This is a genomic window from Paenibacillus sp. FSL E2-0201 (assembly GCF_037963325.1).
GTDB lineage: Bacteria > Bacillota > Bacilli > Paenibacillales > Paenibacillaceae > Paenibacillus_AQ.
Map to the genome: position 1 here is coordinate 3,290,422 of NZ_CP150154.1, position 22,169 is coordinate 3,312,590.

19 protein-coding genes are annotated in these 22,169 nt (G+C 40.9%); 16 read left to right on the top strand and 3 right to left on the bottom strand.

Going from position 1 to position 22,169, the window contains the following annotated elements:
• Positions 1-50: 50 nt before the first annotated feature.
• From NSU15_RS14770 to NSU15_RS14780, 3 genes are read left to right on the top strand one after another with little or no spacing between them, the layout of a single operon-like run.
• Entirely contained in the window at positions 51-866 is an 816-nt protein-coding gene (locus tag NSU15_RS14770; protein WP_339291100.1) for a sugar phosphate isomerase/epimerase family protein, read from the top strand.
• 17 nt (positions 867-883) lie between these two features.
• A complete protein-coding gene (locus NSU15_RS14775; RefSeq protein WP_339291101.1) occupies positions 884-1,957 on the top strand; it encodes a Gfo/Idh/MocA family oxidoreductase in 1,074 nt (357 codons plus the stop codon).
• 13 nt (positions 1,958-1,970) lie between these two features.
• Entirely contained in the window at positions 1,971-2,522 is a 552-nt protein-coding gene (locus tag NSU15_RS14780; RefSeq protein WP_339291102.1) for an alpha/beta hydrolase, read from the top strand.
• A 306-nt stretch (positions 2,523-2,828) separates the two neighbouring features.
• On the opposite strand, the gene NSU15_RS14785 is transcribed toward NSU15_RS14780, so the two are convergent.
• Positions 2,829-3,584, bottom strand: a complete 756-nt coding sequence (locus NSU15_RS14785; protein WP_076118577.1) for a DeoR/GlpR family DNA-binding transcription regulator — start codon at positions 3,582-3,584, stop codon at positions 2,829-2,831.
• A 184-nt stretch (positions 3,585-3,768) separates the two neighbouring features.
• On the opposite strand from NSU15_RS14785, the gene NSU15_RS14790 reads away from it, so the two are divergent.
• The 5 genes from NSU15_RS14790 to NSU15_RS14810 all read left to right on the top strand — a co-directional run bounded on the left by NSU15_RS14790 (position 3,769) and on the right by NSU15_RS14810 (position 9,145).
• Positions 3,769-4,263, top strand: coding sequence for a sigma-70 family RNA polymerase sigma factor (locus tag NSU15_RS14790; protein WP_042132176.1), 495 nt, complete (start codon positions 3,769-3,771; stop codon positions 4,261-4,263).
• Between the two features lie 20 nt (positions 4,264-4,283).
• On the top strand, positions 4,284-5,759 hold the full coding sequence (locus tag NSU15_RS14795; RefSeq protein WP_076118579.1) for a DUF4179 domain-containing protein: 1,476 nt from the start codon (positions 4,284-4,286) through the stop codon (positions 5,757-5,759).
• Positions 5,760-5,998: 239 nt separating this feature from the next.
• The gene (gene nhaC, locus NSU15_RS14800; protein ID WP_339291352.1) at positions 5,999-7,387 is read left to right on the top strand and encodes a Na+/H+ antiporter NhaC; all 1,389 of its coding nucleotides are present in this window, start codon (positions 5,999-6,001) and stop codon (positions 7,385-7,387) included.
• Between the two features lie 113 nt (positions 7,388-7,500).
• On the top strand, positions 7,501-8,721 hold the full coding sequence (locus NSU15_RS14805; protein WP_042127623.1) for a GNAT family N-acetyltransferase: 1,221 nt from the start codon (positions 7,501-7,503) through the stop codon (positions 8,719-8,721).
• A gap of 100 nt (positions 8,722-8,821) precedes the next feature.
• Complete coding sequence (locus NSU15_RS14810; protein ID WP_076118584.1) at positions 8,822-9,145, top strand: hypothetical protein; 324 nt, start codon at positions 8,822-8,824, stop codon at positions 9,143-9,145.
• A 38-nt stretch (positions 9,146-9,183) separates the two neighbouring features.
• Here the strand turns inward: NSU15_RS14810 and NSU15_RS14815 are convergent, their stop codons facing one another.
• Both NSU15_RS14815 and NSU15_RS14820 read right to left on the bottom strand, forming a co-directional pair.
• Positions 9,184-10,059 carry a deoxyribonuclease IV gene (locus NSU15_RS14815; RefSeq protein WP_076118651.1) on the bottom strand — a complete coding sequence of 292 codons (876 nt, stop codon included), beginning with the start codon at positions 10,057-10,059 and terminating at the stop codon, positions 9,184-9,186.
• A 163-nt stretch (positions 10,060-10,222) separates the two neighbouring features.
• Positions 10,223-11,221 (bottom strand): M23 family metallopeptidase, encoded by a 999-nt coding sequence (locus tag NSU15_RS14820; protein ID WP_249923508.1) that lies wholly within the window; start codon positions 11,219-11,221, stop codon positions 10,223-10,225.
• Between the two features lie 194 nt (positions 11,222-11,415).
• Between NSU15_RS14820 and NSU15_RS14825 the strand changes: the two genes are divergently transcribed.
• The 8 genes from NSU15_RS14825 (at position 11,416) to NSU15_RS14860 (ending at position 22,051) form a co-directional block, all read left to right on the top strand.
• Positions 11,416-12,171 carry a response regulator transcription factor gene (locus tag NSU15_RS14825; protein WP_076118585.1) on the top strand — a complete coding sequence of 252 codons (756 nt, stop codon included), beginning with the start codon at positions 11,416-11,418 and terminating at the stop codon, positions 12,169-12,171.
• Positions 12,168-13,919 carry a HAMP domain-containing sensor histidine kinase gene (locus NSU15_RS14830; RefSeq protein ID WP_076118587.1) on the top strand — a complete coding sequence of 584 codons (1,752 nt, stop codon included), beginning with the start codon at positions 12,168-12,170 and terminating at the stop codon, positions 13,917-13,919. The genes NSU15_RS14825 and NSU15_RS14830 overlap by 4 nt, the downstream gene beginning before the upstream one ends.
• Before the next feature lie 185 nt (positions 13,920-14,104).
• Complete coding sequence (locus NSU15_RS14835) at positions 14,105-14,971, top strand: SDR family oxidoreductase (protein ID WP_076118589.1); 867 nt, start codon at positions 14,105-14,107, stop codon at positions 14,969-14,971.
• A 254-nt stretch (positions 14,972-15,225) separates the two neighbouring features.
• The gene (locus NSU15_RS14840; protein ID WP_339291106.1) at positions 15,226-15,774 is read left to right on the top strand and encodes a CueP family metal-binding protein; all 549 of its coding nucleotides are present in this window, start codon (positions 15,226-15,228) and stop codon (positions 15,772-15,774) included.
• Positions 15,775-16,026: 252 nt separating this feature from the next.
• Positions 16,027-16,527 carry a DinB family protein gene (locus NSU15_RS14845; protein ID WP_339291108.1) on the top strand — a complete coding sequence of 167 codons (501 nt, stop codon included), beginning with the start codon at positions 16,027-16,029 and terminating at the stop codon, positions 16,525-16,527.
• Between the two features lie 351 nt (positions 16,528-16,878).
• Positions 16,879-18,357, top strand: coding sequence for an Lsa family ABC-F type ribosomal protection protein (locus NSU15_RS14850; protein WP_339291110.1), 1,479 nt, complete (start codon positions 16,879-16,881; stop codon positions 18,355-18,357).
• A 211-nt stretch (positions 18,358-18,568) separates the two neighbouring features.
• Positions 18,569-18,988, top strand: coding sequence for a hypothetical protein (locus NSU15_RS14855; protein ID WP_076118595.1), 420 nt, complete (start codon positions 18,569-18,571; stop codon positions 18,986-18,988).
• Between the two features lie 273 nt (positions 18,989-19,261).
• Positions 19,262-22,051 carry a glycoside hydrolase family 3 C-terminal domain-containing protein gene (locus NSU15_RS14860; protein WP_339291112.1) on the top strand — a complete coding sequence of 930 codons (2,790 nt, stop codon included), beginning with the start codon at positions 19,262-19,264 and terminating at the stop codon, positions 22,049-22,051.
• Positions 22,052-22,169: the final 118 nt, after the last annotated feature.

Consider the following 22,169-nt stretch of genomic DNA (forward strand, 5'->3'; position numbering starts at 1 on the left):
TGTAATTGAATTTAAGCGTATGATTGAAGATAGATACGGAGGTGTTTCTTATGAAGCTAGGAATTTTCTCGAAGGTATATTTTGAATATGAAATGGAGATCGCTTTACACAAAATCAAATCGCAAGGTATGAGTGCCGTTCAATTCAATTTTGCTAATGTGGGGTTGGAGAGCTTACCTATAGAAATAAGTCAGAATACCATCGATCAAATCAAAGAAGCAACGATAAACAGCGGGGTTAACATTGCTGTGATCTCAGGGACATTTAATACGCTGGAGCTAAATGAGGAGAAGATAGTTGAGAATCAGCTTTGTTTTGAGAATGTAGTTAAGGCTGCTGCTGCATTAGCTGTCCCTTATGTTTCTATTTCTACGGGCAGTTTGAATCAAGAAGATTTTTGGAGTCCTCATCCTGACAATCATACAGATAGGGCATGGTCACTATTGCAGCATAGTCTGGCATGGATGCTGGAAATTGCAGAAACAAATCAAGTGACTTTAGTATTTGAACCTGAACAAGCGAATGTGGTAAGTACGGCAGAGGATGCTTTAAGACTACTGAGAGAGATGGATTCCCCTCACCTTAAGGTTCTGTACGATGCAGCAAATCTTGTGACCCCGCAGGATCATAAAGACCTTATTGGAAAAATCACAAAAACACTAACCGCGTTGAAAGATTATATTGCCATTGCACATTGCAAGGATGCTTTTGTAACCGAAGAGAAGATTATTTTTCAACCTGTGGGTAAAGGGAATTTGCCTTTAAAGCAATACCTAAATGAATTATGTAAAAATTATGACGGTCCTATTATTATGCATGGATTAGATGAAGCTGATGTAACGTACGCTATAAATTACCTGAACTAGATTAGGAGGACAAGAATATGGTCAAGGAAAGTAAATTGTTAAACATCGGGGTGTTGGGCTGCGGTCAAATCTCTCAGGCGGCACACTTTGATTCGATTAGAAGATCACGAAATGCTAACCTTTATGCGATCTGTGATGTGGATGAATTCTTGCTCCAAAGAATGAATGCGATCTATGAACCTGATAAAGTGTATACGGAGTATGATCAAATGCTGTCAGACCCGAATGTCGATGCTGTAGTTATAGGTATTGCGGATCAATTTCACGTGGAAGCTGCAAAAAAAGCCGTGCGTGCGGGTAAACATGTATTGGTAGAAAAGCCTATAGGTGTAACTATCGAAGAAGTGGAAGAACTACAAGAGCTTGTGGATCGTACCGATCTCAAAGTGCAAGTGGGTAATATGAAGAGATATGACCCTGGTATAATAGCAGCCAAAGAATTCGTGGATCAGGAAATGGGAGAGATAATAGGTCTAAAAGCTTGGTATTGTGATTCGACTTATCGATATACCGTCACCGAGAATGTTCAACCAGTAATTATATCCGGCAAAAATATTAAGAGACCTGCTGGAGATCCAAAAGCGAATAAGGAACGCTATTATATGTTAGGTCATGGAAGTCATTTGCTCGATACTGCAAGATTTCTGGGAGGAAATATTGTAAGTGTTAAGGCGTGGAATACGCAAAAGTTCGGTGCCTATTGCTGGTTTATTACTGCGGAGTTCGAAAACGGCTTTGTAGCCCAATTGGATCTGACCATTGCGGTTCGGATGGATTGGCATGAAGGATTCCAGATATACGGTGAATTCGGAACGGTAGTAGGGAAGACTTACAACCCCTGGACATTAAAATCAAGCGATGTAGAAATTTTCAAAGCTAGTGACAACAGCTACCACAGACCGCTTGGAGCAGATGGCCATGTTTATAGATTACAGATTGAGGGTTTCGCAGATTCTGTACTGCACAACAATACTGGTGTAGGTGCAACGATTGAAGATGGGATGGCTACCATGAGAGCGATGCTCGCTGTAGAAGAATCGGTTAAGACTGGAAATACAATTTACCTAAGAGACGTTTTGGGTCATTTATAAAGGAGGGGAAAATATGCCTTACTTTACCTATGATCATATTCGTTTTTATTATGAAGATGATGAAGGGGATGGAGAGCCTTTTATATTCCTTCATGGTCTGGGCGGGGACGTCAATCAAACCTTCGGTGTAATGAAGCAATCCGATAACATAAGAAGGATCTCACTAGATTTTCGAGGGCATGGAAAGACGGTGTCGTTTGGTCATGCGGATGATTTTTCTTTTAAACAATTCGCCGAGGATGTGATAGCTTTAACGGAACACCTTCATCTTAAATTATTTAATATTGGAGGGATTTCAACAGGTGCTGGGGTGTCTCTTCATTTGGCATTGAGGTATCCGGCTAGCGTTAGTAAGCTTATTGTGTCTCGTCCAGCATGGGAGGATAAACCGCAAGAGAAATGGGTTCGTGAAGCTTTTGCTAAAATTCATGATGTACTGCAGGATACAGATCCCCTGACCGCCCAAAATAGATACGAAAATTCAGAGGTCTATACATCCATAAATTCAGTATCGTCATATGCGGGAGAGTCTCTCTTAGGGCAGTTTAAATATCCTTATGTATAAGAAACCTCGATGAAGTTTGTGAAGCTGCCCCAGGATTGTCCTAATGATGATCGTGAGGCTTGGAAAAACTTAAAGATGCCCACATTGATCCTTGCTAGTCAACATGACCCCATTCATCCATACGCCTATGGACGATTGCTTTCTGATTATATCCCAAACACCCATTTCATTGAGATAACTTCCAAAACGATTAATAGTAAACAACATAATCATGATTCCTATAAGGCTATCGAGAACTTTTTAAACGAAAGATGAGCACAAGCTTCAGGCGGTGTTCATCTTTTTTTGTACATTAAAAGAAGTGATCTATACTGTAACCACGTTAACACCAAGTTTGTTATACGTATTAATAATCTTATTGTCTACAGTATTTTCAGTGATTAAATAGTCTAACGCAGATACCTTGGCTACAAAAAAAGTAGATATTTTCTCCAGCTTCTCTTTGGTAGCTATGGCAATAACCATGGAAGATTGCTCAAAAAGCTGATTCTTAATTATGGATTCTTCATAAGAGGGAACAGTTATGCCGACCTTAGAATCCAGTGTGGATACACCAAGGATAGTTAGATCCAAATGGATTTGTTGTATTGCTCTAAGTGTTGAAGCTCCGAATAACACTTGGTTCTTTTTATCAAGGTCGCCACCCAACAAGGTTATACTAGCTTTAGACAATCGGCATAGTGATAACGCGATAGCGGGAGAATTGGTAATTATTCTTCCATCAAAATGCTCAGGGATGTTCTCAGCCACTTTTAAATTTGTCGAGCCGCCGTCAATAAAGATAACTTTTGCATTCTCAATAAGTGTGCAAGCGCGTTTAGCTAGGTCAGCTTTGGTCTGACTATTAAATTCTACGCGAGAATTGAAATCTTTCATGTCACTGATAAGACTATGGGCTCCGCCATGGATACGTTTGAGAAGTCCCAGCTTCGATAGGCTTTGTAAGTCTTTTCGAATGGTATCTTCGGTTACATTTAATTCCTGTGTTAATTCTTGAACAACAACACGGCCTTCGGTCTCAACTTTCTTTAGGATGTACGCCTGTCTGTCAGCTTTTAGCACCGATCCACCTCTTTTCACAAAATGCTCTAAAGGATGTACTTAACGATACTATTTTACAACATATGAAATGAATTTGAAAAAAATCAATCGATTTTACGTTCAACTCCGTCTTACTTATAGATATATGAGATGGATGCATTTTCCTGATCGAAGACAGAGGGGGTGGTAGAAGGTGGAAAATACAATGGATGAGGTAAGAATGGTAGATTTTGCTCAGATGGATGAAGAAGCTTTTTTTAGTCGTTTGTATGTGGAGCATCGAAAAATGTACGCCATTGCCTACAGTTATCTGAGAACAGAAGCAGACACGCTGGAAGTGATCCAAGAAGCGTCATGCAGGGCATGGATGAAACGTAAAAAACTAAAGGACGAACAGTCCTTCACACCCTGGCTGATTCGAATAACGATTAATTGCTGCATGGATGAGTTAAGGCGCAAAAAACGTGTGGTACCTACGGAAAAAATGGTGGAGGAAGCGGCGCGGGAAATGAAGAGCAACGATCGAATTGATCTGGAGCGTGCGATGAATCGGATAAAGCCTAGGTATCGGCATGTCGTAACGCTTAAATACTACCATGATATGACCACTATCGAAATTGCAAAAGTTCTAAAAAGACCAGAAGGTACTATTAAGACTTGGCTGCGCGAAGGGCTTAAACAGCTTCGAAGTTATCTATAGCGATATTGGAGGTGAATGGAATGACAGATCAAGAAGAACGTATTCTACGCAAGAACATCGATGAGGTTCATCAGAACGTTGAAACAATGCAAGAAATGAATATCTACAACGCTATGAAAAGAGGAATTGTAGAGGGGAAGAACCGGGAAAAGCGACGTATCTATACTACCGGTATGGGCGTGGCAGCAGCTGCAGCGGTTGCGTTAATGGTTACATACAATACGATAGGATTACCGAATAAAGGGATAGCACAATCTTCTGTACAATCAGTCAGCATTAAAAATACGGATAATTTCAAAGCATATCGCTCGTTCTCAAGGTTAGAGCCTGCATTAGCCAGTGCCCTTGAGCAGAATCTTGTTGTGCCGGTCGGTCAAAGTGCGGAAAACAAGGGATACCGGATAGATGTGACAGGTGCCGTTACGGATGGACGGAAGGTTTATGTTTTATACAGTGTTCAGAACAATACGGACGAAGTAGTTATACACGCGGATTTTGAGCTTCAATTTGAAGGAATAAAGGAGTCGCCTCTTCACAAAGGCGCATCATTAAGTATGCTAGCTAGCGAGAGCCGAATTCAACCCGGGCAGTCGATGGATTTTATATACTCCACCAATCTTTCGCCAACGATTCAATATCCAAAGAAAGTAAACTATAATATTATTCTTACTGAAACTTCAGATAAAGCGCTCCTATCCAGCAGCAATAAGTACCGAACAAGCCTTGATGTTGCTTTCGAGCTTGATCCTGACATGCTCAAAACACAGGAACGTATGCTGGATACAGACGGAACACTGACCATAGATGGACAAAAGATTAAAGTGAATCAAGTTCAATATACTCCGCTTAGCACTTATGTAGATCTGGAGTATGATCAAAACAATGATAAACAAATTTTTCAATTAATTAATCCAGTACTGATTAGTAAAAAAGGGGACACAGTTGAGAAGTTGTATTACCCCAATATCATCAATTCTGACAATTCCGAAGTCTACTCGGACAACTCCAAGTTCACGTTAGTGTTCAAGAATAGTAAGGGCAGCCAGCAGCCGGATTCTGTGACGTTGAAAGCATTCGGAATTTCGGCCGTTGAAAAAGATCAGATGAAAATTGTCGTCGATCTTAACAAGTATCAGCTTATAGAAGCGCCGGGAAGTGGACTTGAGTTAGTCACCCCAACTCTAGATGATAACGTAGAGGAAGGAGAAATTTTCCTAAGGCGCAATATTAAGGATGCTCAATACTTAGAACGCTCTACTAGACTTGCTGAGACATTTACTGATGCAAAAGGGAAGGTGCATAATAGAGACAGTAATACACCTTCCAAAAGCAGCTTCAGCAGCTATACGACTTCTAAGGATGGGTCAGCCGTAAACGAGTTTGGATATAATTTTGGCGCGGAAGCAAAAAACTATCCTCAGCCTTTAACGATAATGTTAGAGAAATATACAAATCCAATTATGGATACACAGGCCGTAGAGTTGTATTCAAAGTAAGACGAAATATTAGAATAAGTGATGAACCAGCTAAGCAAACAGAGGGGGATTTCCCCCTCTGTTTTTATTTAAAGAATGGAAATTTCTTCAATGTATGTTCTTTACATTGACTGTTCTCAGTCTTTTCGTTAAGATTACCTCTGCGCTTCAATGCCTAAAAGCAAAAAAGCTTAAAAGTGCGGAAGCAAATACAGTCTTTGAAAAGTATACCTAATACAATGTTAAGGAGCATTATCGTCATGGAACGTCAGCTTAGTTTTACAAAGAGTTTCATCATTATCATTTTTATTCTAGCACTTCTGTTTGTATCCATCTTTCTATTGAAAGCGGAGCCGCATATACCGCTTCTCGTAACAACAATAGGCACGGCCGCCTTACTAGGGATGTTTGGTTTCTCTTGGAAAAAGATCGAATCTGCCATTATTCAAGGGATACAAACGGCCATCATGCCGATTCTAATCCTCATGCTGATCGGAATTCTGATCGCGGTATGGATGATGAGCGGTACGGTGCCGTCGCTATTATATTATGGTATGGATTATATTAATCCGAATTATTTTGCGGTGAGCGCACTATATGTCACGATCATCGTCTCGATGTTCACTGGGAGCTCATTCACAACAGTAAGCACGATCGGCGTTGCTTTAATGGGAATTGCTTTAACTACGGGGATTTCCCCAACGCTGGCTGCTGGAGCGATTATCAGTGGGGCTTGCTTTGGTGATAAAATGTCGCCGCTGTCCGATACGACGAATTTTGCACCTGCAGTGGCTGGTATCCCCATATTCACACATATTCGCAATATGGTTTACACTACATTCCCAGCGCTTGTGATCACCACTGTCTTTTTCTTGTTTGCACCAAAGGGAAATTCGATCGACTTATCCTCGATTAAAGATATTAAGCTTGCCTTACAAGATGGATTTCATATTCACTGGTTAACGCTGCTATCTCCGCTAGCTGTCATTGCTTGCTCGATCAAGCGGATTCCGATCCTGCCTACGCTAATTGTCGGTATTATCAGTGGTCTCCTTGTGACGGCTTTGATTCAACAGCAGACAGAAATCGATGTCTGGTTTAGTGTAATGCAGAGCGGATATAACAGTAATATCGCGAATGAAATGGTTGCTTCTATCGTGAATCGCGGCGGGATGCAATCGATGATGTGGTCGGTATCTTTAATCTTAATTGCATTATCTTTAGGTGGTTTGATTCAGCATTGTGGCGTCATCGAGGCCTTTTTCCGTAAACTCATTCAACCACTCAAGCGTAAGAGTAGTATCGTTCTGATGAGCGGTGCTTCATCCATTGCTGTAAATGGTATGACTGGCGAACAGTATTTGTCGATCCTTTTGCCAGGGCAAATGTTCAAAGATGAATATAATCGACGAGGCATTCCAGCGAAGACATTATCCCGTACATTAGAAGATTGCGGTACGCTAGTTAATCCATTGATTCCATGGGGCGTTAGCGGGGCCTTCTTCGCGGTGACTCTGGGTGTACCCGTTATAGAATATGCACCTTATGCGACCTTCTTATGGCTAAGTCCATTTATCACATTTGCATATGCGTTAATCCCTAGATTGCAAAGAAACTCACTGGGTAAAGATAAAGAAATCTCAAGATAATGGACACCTTATGCATTGATTCAACGTATATAAAGAATACTATGCGTTGAGTCAATGTGAACAAGCTAGTATTCTAAGCTGAAAAAGTGGACCATTTATCGGAGGTAATAACAGTGAGTCGCAGTAAGTTACAGGATCGAATCAGATTAGCCAATGTCGAAACTAAGCACGCAGAGCAATTTAATAATCTACTACGTTATGTATTTCAAGTGACCAACCGCGATCTGCAGATCTTTGGCTGGGAGAATCGTGAAATCACTCAGGCCAAGTTGCCAGTTCTTAAGTACGCAGATGTTGTAGGTTGGTTTGATGGAGACAAGCTCATCTCTCAATTAGCTGTATACCCATTTCAGGTTAATATTTTTGGTCATATTTATGAGATGGGTGGACTAACGGGTGTTGGAACCTATCCCGAATACGCCAATTTGGGTTTAATGAATAAACTGATGCTTCACGCTTTAACTAAAATGCGGGATCGTAAACAATCGATATCTTATCTTTATCCGTATTCAATCCCTTATTATAGAAGAAAAGGCTGGGAAATCATCACCGACAAAATATCATTTGAAGTACCGGATACCCAGCTTCCCAAACAAAGAAATGTTCCAGGAAACGTAGAACGAGTAAACATTGAACATCCGGACATCAAAGTGATCTATGATCAGTTTGCAGTGCAGCATCATGGCGCGATGATTCGTAATGAGTTAGCGTGGGAAGAATATTTGCGGTGGGATTTAGATGATATGACAGTGGGGATTTATTATAATCACGATGATTTACCCATGGGATATTTGTTATATTGGATTGCCGAGGAGATCTTCTATATTAAAGAAATGGTATACATTAACGAAGAAGCTCGAACGGGGTTATGGAATTTTATAAGTGCGCATTTTTCAATGATTAAGCTGGTCAAAGGGGATATTTATAAAGGGGAACCGTTGTCATTTATATTAGATGATGGGGACATCAAGGAAACGATAGCTCCATATTTTATGGCTCGGATTGTGGATGTTCAATTATTTATTGATCAGTATCCGTTTAAACGTCAGGATAAGGATTGTACGCTTATTTTTAACTTGAGCGATCCAATGCTGGAATGGAACCGAGGTACCTTTACGTTAACCGTAGATAAAGAAGGGAAGGGGACCTTACAACAAGGGGGCGTAAATCCTTCACTTACGATTGATATTCCTACCTTAACTACGATGTTAATGGGCTATAAGCGGCCAACCTACTTGGCTCGAATCGGCCGTATTCAGACGAATGAAGCCACGATTCTTTTACTTGAAGGATTGATTAGACCAGAGCATCCTTATTTCTCTGATTATTTTTAAAAGGTACGAACCTGTAAAGCATACTCATATGAGTGTGCTTTTTTGGTCTTTTTATAGTAGAATAATCTCTCAGCAACACAATATGATATGAGGTGTAAGAATGGCAATTAATTTTACTAAACCAATGATCAATAAATTTCAACAAGAAATTACGGAGCTTGAAAACAAAATCAAGAACACGCAGAACAAAAAAGAAAAATCCAAATTCAAAATTAATCAATTAGAACAGGATATGAAATTTAGCAAGTCGCACACGGATTTAAGTAGTAAAATGACCCGTATCAAAAAGCTAAATGATGAGGTGAAGACCTTAAATCGTTTGCAATCTGATCTGTCAAAAGAGTTAACCGCGAAGAAAAATGCTCTAAAAAAGATCCAAGCGAATGAAACCGCATCTGCTCCGAAAAATCCTACTAAAGAATAATTGATTATATTGATAGAGGCCGCATTTTTTTGCGGTTTTTATTTTTTTATAGGATCATCAGTTTCTCCTCTTAATAAGGATATCTCATGCTTATAAGGTGCATTGACATATTTTTTTTCACCGATGGAGGGGGTCTCTAGGAGTTTGGGAATGGTCGATAGTTGAGGATGGTGGACTACATATCGCAGTGCCTGAAGGCCAATATATCCATGTCCGATATTTTCGTGCCGGTCTTTTCGTGAGCCCATGATATTCTTTGAATCATTTATGTGAATGACCTTTAGGCGCTCTATTCCAATTACGCGATCGAATTGATCCAATATGCCATCAAAATCTTCTCTTACATTATAACCAGCATCATGAATATGGCATGTATCCAAACAAATCGACAACCGCTCATTGTACGTCACTCCATCAATAATAGCCGCAAGTTCCTCAAAAGAGACACCACACTCACTGCCTTTTCCCGCCATGGTTTCTAATGAAACCTGAACATTCCGTTTATCTGACAGTACTTCGTTCAAGCCTTCAACGATCCGGGAGATTCCGGCCTGTGGGCCAGCACCAACATGGGAACCGGGATGGAGGACAATCTGTGTAGAGCCTAAAGCTTCGGTTCTTATAATTTCTGATTGAAGAAACGCAATACTGTGCTCAAAGACCTGTGCAGATAACGTATTTCCTAAATTAATAATCAACGGAGCATGCACAACAATATTAGAAATGCCGTTAACTTTCATGTGAGCTTGTCCAGCTTCAATATTCAAAGCATCAATGGGTTTGCGACGTGTATTATGAGGGGCACCGGTATAAATTAGGAAAGTGTTCGCTCCATAAGATGCTGCCTCTTCACTAGCTCGAAGGAGCATCTTTGGCCCAGACATGGATACATGTGACCCTAGGAGTAAAGACATCTGATTTAACACATCCATTCTTCATTGAAAGAGCTCCATTTATCGTCTTTATAGGTCTATTAATATTTGTAAAAGGATCGGATTATATGTATACCAGCGTAGGTAAAGGTTGTCTCGACCAACTATCTTCTGGGGAGACAACCTTTACCATCAACAATGATCGCTATTCAGCAGCACTAATTGTCTCGCCTTGGATCGGCTTCAATCCTTTCGCCCATCTAACAGGGATAGAACGAGAGTTGAACAAATCTACGCCGTCTGAGATCTGGAAATGTAAATGGGGCTCGCTAGTGTTGCCTGAGTTACCTGTCAGCCCAATGATATCGCCTTTTTTAACTTTATCGCCCGGCTTAACTGTGATTGAACCTTTTTTGAGATGAGCTAGATGACTGTATTCACCTCCGTGATCAATGACCACGTTATTGCCGGTTGCTTGGTTTGGATTCATGACACCGACGGGTTCATTATCTTTAATATCATTCACGACCGATACGATTGTGCCATCCGCAGGGGCGAGAATATTTGTCCCAAAGGCATAATAGCTTTTGTTTTTCAGCGGATCACCTTTATAAGAGTAGTTATTCTTGGCTTGGATGAAATCATAAGCGTAACGCTGAATTTCTACTTCATAGTGATAATTCACAAGTACATTCGCTCCGCCCCAAAATACAAACCAGTCGCCTTGGAACGGCAATGCATATTCATGCTTACTAAGCTTCATGTCGGTTTCAGGGGAAGCTGTCAGTTCTTGAATCTGAATTAATGAAATGGTTCCATCCGGATCAAACATTCCGATAAGCCCTTTATTACCCGCATCACTAACCCATGTACGTCGATCAAATCCATTAAGCTGCATAGCGGAAGCCTTGTTCAGTGTTTGTATATCCTTAGTGAATTCCTTAGCGGTCTCAGCTAATTCAGCTTCACTCACCTCATCCTTCAAAGGCTGACTGAAGTGGGAATACATTTCTTTATAGTTCCCTTTAAGTAGAAATTTTGGAAGATTATCTGGCAGGAACACTGATTCTTTTGATTCTCTATCATTCATTTCCGCTTTTCCTCCTCCACAAGCTGTTAATAGCAAGGTAAGAAATCCAATTGCCAAAGCTGTTTTTGCTGACATTCCCGGTTTATTGATAATTTTCTTCGAGCTGTTTTTCAAGAATATCACCTCCCAATAGTTAAATTGTAGCAAATGAGTCTTAGCTCTTCTGAAACGCAGTATTAATACGCTCTTAACTTTTTGAGGAGTAGACGAATACGAATTAAGCTTCCGTTAAGGAACGTGCGATTGATCCCGTAAAAAATCATGCTATGATGATAAATACATCGGTTATTCGGAAAGGGAATTTCACAATGAATGAAGCTTCGATTTTGCTTGTGGATGATGAACAATCGCTTTTGGAGATTATGGAAACAGTGCTGCGTAAGGAAGGTTATATAAATATTGATACTGTGGTAACGGGTGAAGAAGCTATTAGTGCCTGTGAAGCCAAAAAATACGATTTGATTGTATTGGATGTAATGCTGCCGGGACGCAGTGGTATTGAGATCTGTCCTTTTATTCGGCAGACGACGGACGCACCTATCTTATTTCTTACAGCTCGAACCTCTGATTTTGATAAGCTGACTGGATTTGCTATAGGGGGAGATGATTATATCACCAAGCCCTTTAATCCACTCGAAGTGGTTGCTCGTATAAGAGCGCAGCTGCGGAGGTACTTGAGTTCGCCGAACTATAACAGTGCTGAAAAGAAAGCGGGGCCCGTTCTTAGTAAATCTTCGAACGTTTACGATTACGGGAGATTTAAACTAGATGAAGCAGCAGGGGAGCTGCTGGTTGAGGGAGAGCCGGTCTCTTGTCCTGCCCTTGTATTTCAGTTGCTCTTGTTCTTATGTAAACATCCCAATCAAATCTTCAGCAAAAGCGAATTATATGAAAGAGTTTGGGGTGAAGAATCGTTAAGTGACGATAACACGGTCATGGTACACATTCACCGTATTAGAGAACGGATTGAAGCCGACCCATCTGATCCGAAATTTATCGTTAACGTTAGAGGTCTTGGTTACAAGCTGGTTAATGTAGAACGCCAAGGGTTGTTTATGCCATGAATATCAAGCGACGGCTAACGTTAAAGTTTGTACTGCAGCTTGCAATTACAGGTGTAGTAGTTCTCTCTATATCTGCTGTAACGCTGACTTGGATCCTACTGAGGTTTCTTGATATCAGTCTCACGCGTGATTTTGCCAATGTCGGTCTTGAGCAATTGGTGGAATCTTCTAAGATTGATGAGGATGGGATACATTTTGCCCCAAGTTTACTGGAACAAGTGAAGAAAAATAAAGGCTGGCTACAAAGTCTTAATGAAGATGGGCAAGTTGAAAGTGCCTATAATACACCTAAAGATGTACCTAATCATTATGGTCCTGGAGAAGTAGTTGCCTATTGGATGGGTGCTCAGCCGTTTCCTTATCAACTGGCCCTTTGGATTCAAGAAAAGAATGGTAAACAGTTCACACTGGTATATGGTGCACCTAATGTATTAGATCCTCTACTAAAGAAAGTGAAGGAAGCTTCATTCACAGGTGTAAATGGGGAGCCGTTACTTCCAGAGGATCTTGAAAAAGAGATTAAATCGGCACAGGCTTTTGTTCAACTTATAGATTCGTCAGGCAAGGAAATGCTCTCGTATAACAGACCAAATATGATCCCCACCGAGTATTCCGTCCCAGAGCTAGCACTTCGCACAATGTACAGTGATCGATATGGCTACCATGTGCTATCTTCTTTTGATAAGGAGTCAGGTCGTACCTGGATCATTGGAGAACCTAATATCAAAGGAACAGATCCAGGAAAAACTGTTTGGGTACCTGAAGAGGTTAAGGTAGTAATCATCGGCTCATCTGTCATGCTTATCGCTTTATTGATCGCGTTCGTGTTGCTCTCCTTATGGCAAGCGCATCGTTTTGGTGCACCTATGCTACATATGCTCGTATGGCTTGATTCCATCGGAAATGCTATTTATACAGAACCTATGGATCGTAAAGGACATCGCCGCAGTAGAACACCCGCCGGGAAATGGAGACGAAGATTCCGTGTTTTTGCTGATGTAATGGTTTCGATTGAGAAATTATCGGCAACCTTGAAGAGAGATCAAGTGATGCGGGAGGAGACGGAGAGCTTACGTGAGGAATGGATTGCCGGTGTTACTCATGATTTGAAAACCCCATTATCCTCTATCACAGGATATGCCCATTTACTGGCGGAGCCCTCATATGATTGGTCGAATGAGGAAGTCCGTAAGTTTACGACAACGATGCTAGATAAATCGGCTCATATGGACATGCTGATCAGTGATCTTGCGATGACCTATCGTCTAAAGTCAGGAATTAAACCGCCTGAATTGATGGAAGTTGAATTAAACACTTGGTTGAAACAGGCTCTCGATCAGGCTGCTGCCAATCCTGCTTATGGGAAGCAGCGAATTGTATTTCACCCTGCACATACCGAAGTTAGAGCTCAATTGTATACGCCTTGGTTAGATAGGGTTGTCAACAATTTAACTGCGAATGCGCTGCTCCATAACCCACCAGATACCAAGCTAACTGTCTCGCTAATTCTTAAAGGTAAGGACAGCGGATATATCATTCAATTTGCCGACGACGGTGATGGAATGGATGAAGAAACAATGATTCGGCTATTTGAGCGATATTATCGTGGTACGGATACAGCAACTACCTCCAACGGTTCTGGTCTCGGAATGGCGATCTCTAAAGGATTGATCGAATGCATGGGTGGTCAGATTGTTGTTGAGAGTCAAGCAGGTAAAGGGACAATTATTAAGTTAATATGGAGCTGAGATATTCATTCAAGCCCTCGCTGTATTCCAACCGGAAACAGTGAGGGTTATTTGTATTTATTAGGTTTAAGAAGGATAGAAATATAAAGGAGTTGACATTCTTTTTAAATGTAACTACAATAGTTACAGGTTAACAATTATTAATAAATGGATTATTACAATCCTAATTTGAGGAGGCAATCAACATGAAAATAGCTATTACAGGAGCAACAGGTCATTTTGGATCATTAGTTATAGAATCACTACTTAAAAGCGTGTCCGCAGGGAATCTTGTAGTTAGTGTTCGGAATCCAGATAAAGCAAGTGATCTGAAAGCGCGTGGAGTGGAAGTCCGCCAAGGGGACTTTGATAAACCGGAGACACTGGATGTAGCCTTTGCAGGTGTGGATCGACTGCTAATTGTATCTTCAGATGGAGATAACGAGACTCGGATTCGCCAACATAAAGCAGCTATTGATGCTGCTGCCAAAGCAGGTGTTGGATTCATTGCTTATACAAGCGTAGGACATGCAGAGAAGAGTGAGCTGTTCCTTGCTGAAGTACACCGTGTAACAGAAGAGGCCATTCGAGCAACCGGAATTCCTTACAGCTTCCTTCGCAACAATTGGTATATGGAGAATGAGGTTGGATCTATTCAAGGAGCAGTAGCAGGTGCCCCATGGGTAACTTCTGCCGGTAGCGGTAAAGTTGGCTGGGCAGCACGAGGAGATTATGCAGAAGCTGCTGCTAATGTTCTAACAGGAGATGGACATGAGAATACCATTTATGAATTGTCTGGCAAACCTTTAACACAAGAAGAATTGACTGAAATTGTAAGTGGAGTAATTGGTAAAGAAATCAAAGTGCTGCAGGTTGACGACGAAGCTTATGCGAAAATTATGGCTGAAGTCGGTGTACCAGAAGCTGCTCTGCCATTCGTTGTGGCGATTCAACGTGGTATTCGCGAAGGATGGCTGGATATAGAAAGTGGCGATCTGGAGAAAGTATTGAATCGTCCTGCCACTCCGCTAGCCGAAGTCGTTCGTGATCTAGTAAATAGTTTGCAAGCTTAAACCATGTAACAAGATGTAAGGCTTCTTCTCGGTGAATAACCAGAGGAAGCCTTTTTTATTGCTCTATTAACATTAATGGTAAAGATTTCGTGAATATTCACTATTTTGACGAGGCAATTGTCCGAACATATGATAATGTAATAATGATATAATAGAAAACATATGTGAACTGTTGGTGTAATGAGAATAGTTGAATCGAAGAGTACGATATCAAAGCCTTGGGATCAGTTAACAAAGAGAAGGGGATGAATATCATGAGGAAAAAAACCTGGATAGCTTCTGGAGCTGTTGTTGTAGTTGCTTTAGGGGCATATTTGGTTGTGGGAGGGAACGATAAAGAGACACCTGCGGCAAGTGATACCTCTAATGTTAAGCAATTAGTACAGGAATATAGTTCAAGCGGCATGAAAAACCTATCTGCTTCTATCACTTCAGAGCAGCTCATTGTGACCGACAGCAACAATAAATCGACAAAATATGATTTACCCAAAGATGAGTTTTTTGTTTCCATCGCGCCGTACGTTAAGGATACACACCCCTGTGCAACCCACAGCTTGACTGGATGTCAAGGGGAATTAACGGAACAAGAGTTTAGTGTTTATATCGAAGATACTGATGGCAATATGATTGTGGATCAAACCATGAAGTCCCAATCCAATGGCTTCATTGATCTTTGGTTACCTCGGGATAAGAAATATAGCGTAACTATAGAACAGGATGGTGTAAAAGCGAAAGCTGAGCTATCCACGTTTAAAAGTGATAACACATGTGTTACGACTATGCAGTTAGTGGAGAGTATCTAAATACTATAACAAATTCGCTTTTTCCTTTAAATATCCCGTATCGGACCACTTAGCTCTTATTACACTGTAACAGCACAGAATCGGTGTTTTTTTAAGGAGATAACTGCTACTGAGTCCGAACCGTCGGTGAGTTTTGAAGACCCTTTCAAGGACTAAAAGAAATCCTAGAAGAAGGGTATCGTCGAAAAACTCTAGTGTGATTCACTTTGAATAACTTTAGGTGGTACTCCATTTTTGAGAGGAGATAGAGGAATGGATAAAGATCTGATCATCGGGGATGTTTTGCAGGAGTTAGCTGGTACTCGCCGTATGCTGGAAAAGCTGACGCAGGAGCATATGACATGGAGACCGCACGAAAAGTCAATGAGTCTTGGTGGGCTGTCAACACACCTCGTTAATCTGCTAAACTGGCAATCAGCTATTCTTCTTCACTCAGAGTTTGATTTGGCATCTGTGCCATATCGACGAGAAGCGCTGGAGAGCCCTGCCGCGGTTCTGCAGGAGTTCGACATGAGTGCTCACAAGATTGAACAATTAATTTCCGAAAGCAATGTGGAGACGCTTGGCGCAGAGTGGACGCTGCGTAATGGAGCAGAGATCATTCGCCGTCAGTCACGGGCCACCGCGCTTCGTGCCATTGGATTAAATCACATGATTCACCATCGGGCACAGCTTGGGGTATACTTCCGACTTCTAAATATACCAGTGCCGGGTCTTTATGGCCCTTCGGCGGATGAGTTAGAATTAGCATAAGGAATAAGCTTATAACCTTATGTATTGGAGAATTAAATGAAATCGTATTTTGACGGATTAAGGGAAGAAAGTTGAAAAAAACGAATCGGCATGGTAACATGAATACAAATTAATGATCGGAGTTGAAAAGTATAGTGTAGTAACTACTCTTGCGACCTATGATGAATAAAACAACAAAACGGTTTATTTCGTTTGTTTTATTTTTTGTATGCAAGAAAGTTACTACTTCTTTTCACTCGAACAATATATCCTTATCTAACTCCATTTGGGGCTAGGTTTGCTGTATTTATTTGAGTCACAAGAAAGTAACTTTCTTGTGGCTTTTATTTTTTAATACAGGAGGATATTTATATGTCATTAATAAATGTTACCAATCTAACCTTTGCCTATGAAGGCAGTTACGATAACATCTTTGAGAATGTAAACTTTCAAATCGATACGGATTGGAAATTAGGGTTTACTGGAAGAAACGGTAGAGGGAAGACTACATTTCTGAGTTTATTGCTTGGAAAATATGAGTACAGCGGAAATATTTCTGCGCATGTCAGCTTTGAATATTTCCCTTTTCAGGTGGATAACAAGGCACTTAATACCATTGATGTGATCAGCGAGATTTTTCCCGATTATATTCATTGGAAATTAATGCGTGAGCTCTCACTGTTAAAGGTATCTGAGGATGTGTTATATCGGCCCTTTGATTCATTGTCTAACGGAGAGCAAACGAAAGTGCTGTTAGCCACATTATTCATTAAAGAGAATAGTTTCCTGTTAATCGATGAACCTACCAATCATCTGGACATGACGGCAAGAAAGCTAGTCAGTGATTATCTCAATACGAAAAGTGGATATATTCTGGTCTCTCACGACAGATCCTTTCTAGATAATTGTGTAGACCATATTTTGTCCATCAATAAGACCAATATAGAAATTCAAAAAGGCAATTTCTCCAGCTGGTGGGAGAATAAAACTAGACAAGATAACTTTGAGCTAGCAGAGGACGAGAAACTTAGAAGAGATATTAAACGCTTATCTGCTTCTTCTAAACGGACTGGCAACTGGTCTCATGAAGTGGAAAAAACCAAAAACGGAACGAGAAATTCCGGCTCAAAGGTGGATAAAGGATACATTGGTCACAAAGCTACAAAAATGATGAAACGCTCTAAAGCCATTGAGCAAAGACAACATTCTGCCATCAACGAAAAGTCAAAGCTTCTTAAAAACATTGAAAATTCTGAGAATCTTGAAATTAAGCAGCTTGATTATCATAAACAACATCTCGCTGAATTAGACAGTATATCAGTCTTTTATGGTGAGAAGATGGTTTGCTCGGACATAAGCTTTACTATTGAGCAGGGGGAACGAATTGCGCTGTCGGGTAAAAATGGTTCGGGAAAATCGAGTATCATCAAACTGATCTGTGGTGAGGATATGGAATATACAGGCGCCTTAAAAAAAGATGCCCAACTTATCATCTCCTACGTATCACAAGATACTTCTGATTTACAGGGCAATTTATCAGACTATGCTAGAGACAATGGAATTGACGAAAGTCTGTTTAAATCAATTTTAAGAAAACTAGATTTCTCTAGAGTCCAATTTGAAAAAGATATATCTATGTACAGCGGCGGCCAAAAGAAGAAAGTTCTAATTGCTAAGAGTCTAAGCGAGAAAGCCCATTTGTATGTATGGGATGAACCGCTTAATTTTATTGATGTTATTTCCCGGATGCAAATTGAAGAGCTGTTGCTTGAATACACGCCGACTCTTGTTTTTGTAGAGCATGATCGGGAATTTTGCAATAATGTTGCAACGAAGATCGTTGAGCTTTAATACAAGTGAAGAAATGAATAAGAAGTCGGCAGAGCTAATCTGTCGGCTTTTTTTGTTCTCTCTGTGTATTTTTAAAGTGCAATTTAATATCCACTCATAAAAGTTATGGATTACCTCCGTGCAATCCTAATCAGTGTCGAGTACTATGAAACTAAAGAATAATGTTGCATAGATACAGATGTGATTTCATGTGGATCAGGAGGTAGAACAGATGCTTAGTGTTCTTATAGTGGATGATGAATATGAGATTCGTGAAGGTTTGCGGAATCGCTTTCATTGGGAAGGGACAAGCTGTTGCGATCGGACCGACTTCCGCTGCCGGAGATCTACCATAGTTTCTACTTCCTGCTGTAACTGTTTATTCAATCATGTGGATGGAGGAGAGGGTGGTAGAGCTTCCATTGAACTTCATTATGGTACGAGTGAACGACTGGCAAAAGTGAATTTATGCGTCAATGATAAGGATTACTCACTCCTTAATGCTCTCTCTACAGGTGAATCTCAAGAATTCAGTGGACGGACGAATAGTACAGTCTATTTATTGCCAGGTGCTATCAATACGCTAAAAATCTCGGGCGGTCATGGAGAGATCAGTTTAGAAAAAATAACTGTGAGTCCAGTTTTGGACTAAAATGGATAACTGCAAGCTGTGTAATAAACCTGACTGAATAGTAAACAATTAAGGTTGGCTATACTATGATATCCGCTCTATGCGCGGTTTTTTTTGTTTTGTTACAATGAAGACTTCCTCCAGACCAATATAATTATATTAATAAAGTTAATTATTATATATATTCCAGTTTTCCAATGTACTATAATGATAAAGATGAATTGTTAGGATGTTATTAGAGAAATAAAGATTTCAAGAAACAACCTATAGAATTGAACAACAGGAGGAAATAAGTTGAGCACACAGAATGTGGGAATTCCATTAGAAGGTTTTGCAGAATTTAGCCGGACAGTAGCCGCTGAAGGTGCGGTGCTGATCAAGAACGATAATCAGGTGCTTCCGCTTGGCGAAAGCGATAATGTTGCGATTTTCGGCAGATCCCAAGTGAATTATTATCGCAGTGGTACAGGTTCCGGCGGTAGTGTCCATGTTACTTATACGACTAATTTATTGGATGGTCTTCGTAGTAAGAAGAACCTTACAGTTAATGAAGAACTGGCAGCTGTCTATGAGAAGTGGATTGAACAGAATCCGTTTGATAATGGTGGAGGCGCATGGGCTGCAGAGCCTTGGCATCAGAAGGAAATGATTCTGAGCGATGAATTGGTTTCCGAGGCTAGAAGCAAATCGAACAAGGCCATCCTTGTAATCGGTCGCACGGCTGGAGAAGATCAGGATAATGCTGATGCACCGGGAAGTTACCAATTAACGAATGATGAAAAGGCAATGCTGAAGCAGGTAACTACATATTTTGAACAAACCATCGTTGTCCTGAATGTCTCAAACATTATTGATATGAACTGGATGAACGATGAAAGCTATAAATATCCGATTTCAACTGTCATCTATTCCTGGCAGGGTGGTATGGAAGGCGGCAATGCTATTGCAGATGTACTGTCTGGTGAGGTAACTCCAAGCGGTAAACTGACAGATACAATCGCTTATTCCATCAATGATTACCCATCTACACAGAATTATGGGAATGAATTTACGAACTTGTATCAAGAAGATATCTATGTAGGATATCGTTATTTTGAGACATTTTGCCCGGAAAAGGTTCAATTTGAATTTGGTTACGGGTTATCTTATACAACTTTTAGTATCGAGCCGGAAGAAGCTACATTGATTACCAAAGAAGGCGAGACTTACATTGAAATCGGCGTAAACGTTACCAATACAGGAACTGCCTTTGCTGGTAAAGAGGTTGTTCAGGTTTATTATGAAGCTCCGCAAGGTAAGCTCGGTAAACCGACGAAAGCTCTGGTGTCATTCGGTAAGACAAAAGTTCTTGAACCGGGTGAAGCACAGCGCCTTACCGTGAGTTTCTCTGTACAATCGATGGCTTCTTATGATGACGCAGGCGTGACAGGACATGCCTCTGCTTATGTGCTTGAAGAAGGCACGTACCGCTTGTATGTGGGAACTAGTGTTAAACAAGTGGTGGCAATCGGTGTTGAGGGTAACGACGGCTATGTCGTTGAAGCTCTTCAAGTTGTGGAGCAATTGCAAGAAGCTCTCGCGCCTACAGAAAGCTTTACGAGAATGATGCCAGGCGCTCAGAAGGCGGACGGCTCGTACGAGATTGTTTATGTTGAAGTTCCTAAACGTAAGATTTCGATGGCTGAGCGAATTGAAACTAATCTTCCAGAGACGATTTCACAAACAGGTAATTTAGGATACAAATTAAGAGACGTATATGAACAAAAAGTTAGTATGGAAGCCTTTATTGCCCAGCTCAGTGATGAGGACTTGGCAGCCATTGTACGGGGCGAAGGCATGAGCAGTCCTTTAGTTACACCGGGCACAGCTTCTGCATTTGGAGGCGTGAGTGACAGTTTATTTAATCTAGGAATTCCGGTTGCATGTACGGCAGATGGTCCTTCAGGGATCCGTATGGATAGCGGAGCTAAGGCAACTCAGGTTGCGATCGGAACGCTTCTTGCAGCTACTTGGAATGCGGAATTGGTAGAAGAGCTTTATGTCATGGAAGGTCAAGAATTGTTAAGAAACAACGTGGATTCCTTGCTTGGACCTGGTCTTAATATCCGCCGCAGTCCACTTAATGGGCGTAACTTTGAGTATTTTTCAGAAGATCCGTTGATCTCTGGCGTGTTTGCCGCTGCATGTACTCGCGGTATTTTGAAAGGCGGATCAACCGCTACGATGAAACACTTTGCTTGTAATAATCAGGAGAAGCATCGTAGCAAAGTTAACGCAGTGGTGTCTGAACGTGCGCTTCGTGAAATTTACTTGAAAGGCTTTGAAATCGCGGTGAAGCAAGGCGGTTCGAATTCTATTATGACCTCTTATAATCCAGTTAACGGACATTGGGCGGCTTCTAATTATGATTTGAACACCACGATTCTTCGCGGGGAATGGGGCTTTAAAGGGATTGTAATGACTGACTGGTGGGCGATCATGAATGATGTCGTTAATGGCGGACCAGCAGACCGGAAATTTACAAACTGGATGGTTCGTGCACAAAATGACCTCTACATGGTTGTTGCTAACTATGGTGCGGAAATTAACGGATGGAATGACAATACCATTGAATCCTTGGAAAATGGTACGTTAACACGTGGAGAGCTCCAACGCTCTGCCATAAACATCTGTGAGTTTATTATGAATGCACCTGTATTCTCGAGAAAACAGGAAATTGTAGAAACAGTAGAGTCCTTCAAAGCTAATCCTTCTCTTACTGTAGAACAAGCTCAATCCTTATCACAGAATCCACAGGTTAAACCTGTCGTAGAAGGATCGACTAGCTTTAAAGTGGAACAGGCTGGTCAATACCGTATCCTGGTGCATATCATGTCAACAGAACCTGAATTGGCTCAAAGTGCTTGTAATGTGACTGTGAATGATCAATTGATGACAACCATTCAAACGAATGGAACCGAAGGTCAATGGATTAAACAAAAGCTCGTGAAAGTTGAACTCGAAGCCGGTCTATATGATATGAAATTGGAATTCATCAAACCAGGTTTACAGATCGACTGGATCGAATTTAATAAAATCGATTAAATGTATGTGTAAATGTTGAATAGATCGTTTATCCTTTCTAAAAACCGCGAAATTTTTCGCGGTTTTTTTGTTGTACTTATTGTGCAGGGAAACCATAGTAACCAACGCATCCCCATTA

What these genes read in the sequence shown, in the direction of transcription:
- NSU15_RS14770 (WP_339291100.1), top strand. Translation starts at nt 51, where the DNA reads ATGAAGCTAGGAATTTTCTCGAAGGTATATTTTGAATATGAAATGGAG.
- NSU15_RS14775 (WP_339291101.1), top strand. Translation starts at nt 884, where the DNA reads ATGGTCAAGGAAAGTAAATTGTTAAACATCGGGGTGTTGGGCTGCGGT.
- NSU15_RS14780 (WP_339291102.1), top strand. Translation starts at nt 1,971, where the DNA reads ATGCCTTACTTTACCTATGATCATATTCGTTTTTATTATGAAGATGAT.
- NSU15_RS14790 (WP_042132176.1), top strand. Translation starts at nt 3,769, where the DNA reads ATGGATGAGGTAAGAATGGTAGATTTTGCTCAGATGGATGAAGAAGCT.
- NSU15_RS14795 (WP_076118579.1), top strand. Translation starts at nt 4,284, where the DNA reads ATGACAGATCAAGAAGAACGTATTCTACGCAAGAACATCGATGAGGTT.
- nhaC (WP_339291352.1), top strand. Translation starts at nt 5,999, where the DNA reads ATGGAACGTCAGCTTAGTTTTACAAAGAGTTTCATCATTATCATTTTT.
- NSU15_RS14810 (WP_076118584.1), top strand. Translation starts at nt 8,822, where the DNA reads ATGGCAATTAATTTTACTAAACCAATGATCAATAAATTTCAACAAGAA.
- NSU15_RS14815 (WP_076118651.1), bottom strand. Translation starts at nt 10,059, where the DNA reads ATGTCTTTACTCCTAGGGTCACATGTATCCATGTCTGGGCCAAAGATG.
- NSU15_RS14825 (WP_076118585.1), top strand. Translation starts at nt 11,416, where the DNA reads ATGAATGAAGCTTCGATTTTGCTTGTGGATGATGAACAATCGCTTTTG.
- NSU15_RS14830 (WP_076118587.1), top strand. Translation starts at nt 12,168, where the DNA reads ATGAATATCAAGCGACGGCTAACGTTAAAGTTTGTACTGCAGCTTGCA.
- NSU15_RS14835 (WP_076118589.1), top strand. Translation starts at nt 14,105, where the DNA reads ATGAAAATAGCTATTACAGGAGCAACAGGTCATTTTGGATCATTAGTT.
- NSU15_RS14840 (WP_339291106.1), top strand. Translation starts at nt 15,226, where the DNA reads ATGAGGAAAAAAACCTGGATAGCTTCTGGAGCTGTTGTTGTAGTTGCT.
- NSU15_RS14845 (WP_339291108.1), top strand. Translation starts at nt 16,027, where the DNA reads ATGGATAAAGATCTGATCATCGGGGATGTTTTGCAGGAGTTAGCTGGT.
- NSU15_RS14850 (WP_339291110.1), top strand. Translation starts at nt 16,879, where the DNA reads ATGTCATTAATAAATGTTACCAATCTAACCTTTGCCTATGAAGGCAGT.
- NSU15_RS14855 (WP_076118595.1), top strand. Translation starts at nt 18,569, where the DNA reads ATGCTTAGTGTTCTTATAGTGGATGATGAATATGAGATTCGTGAAGGT.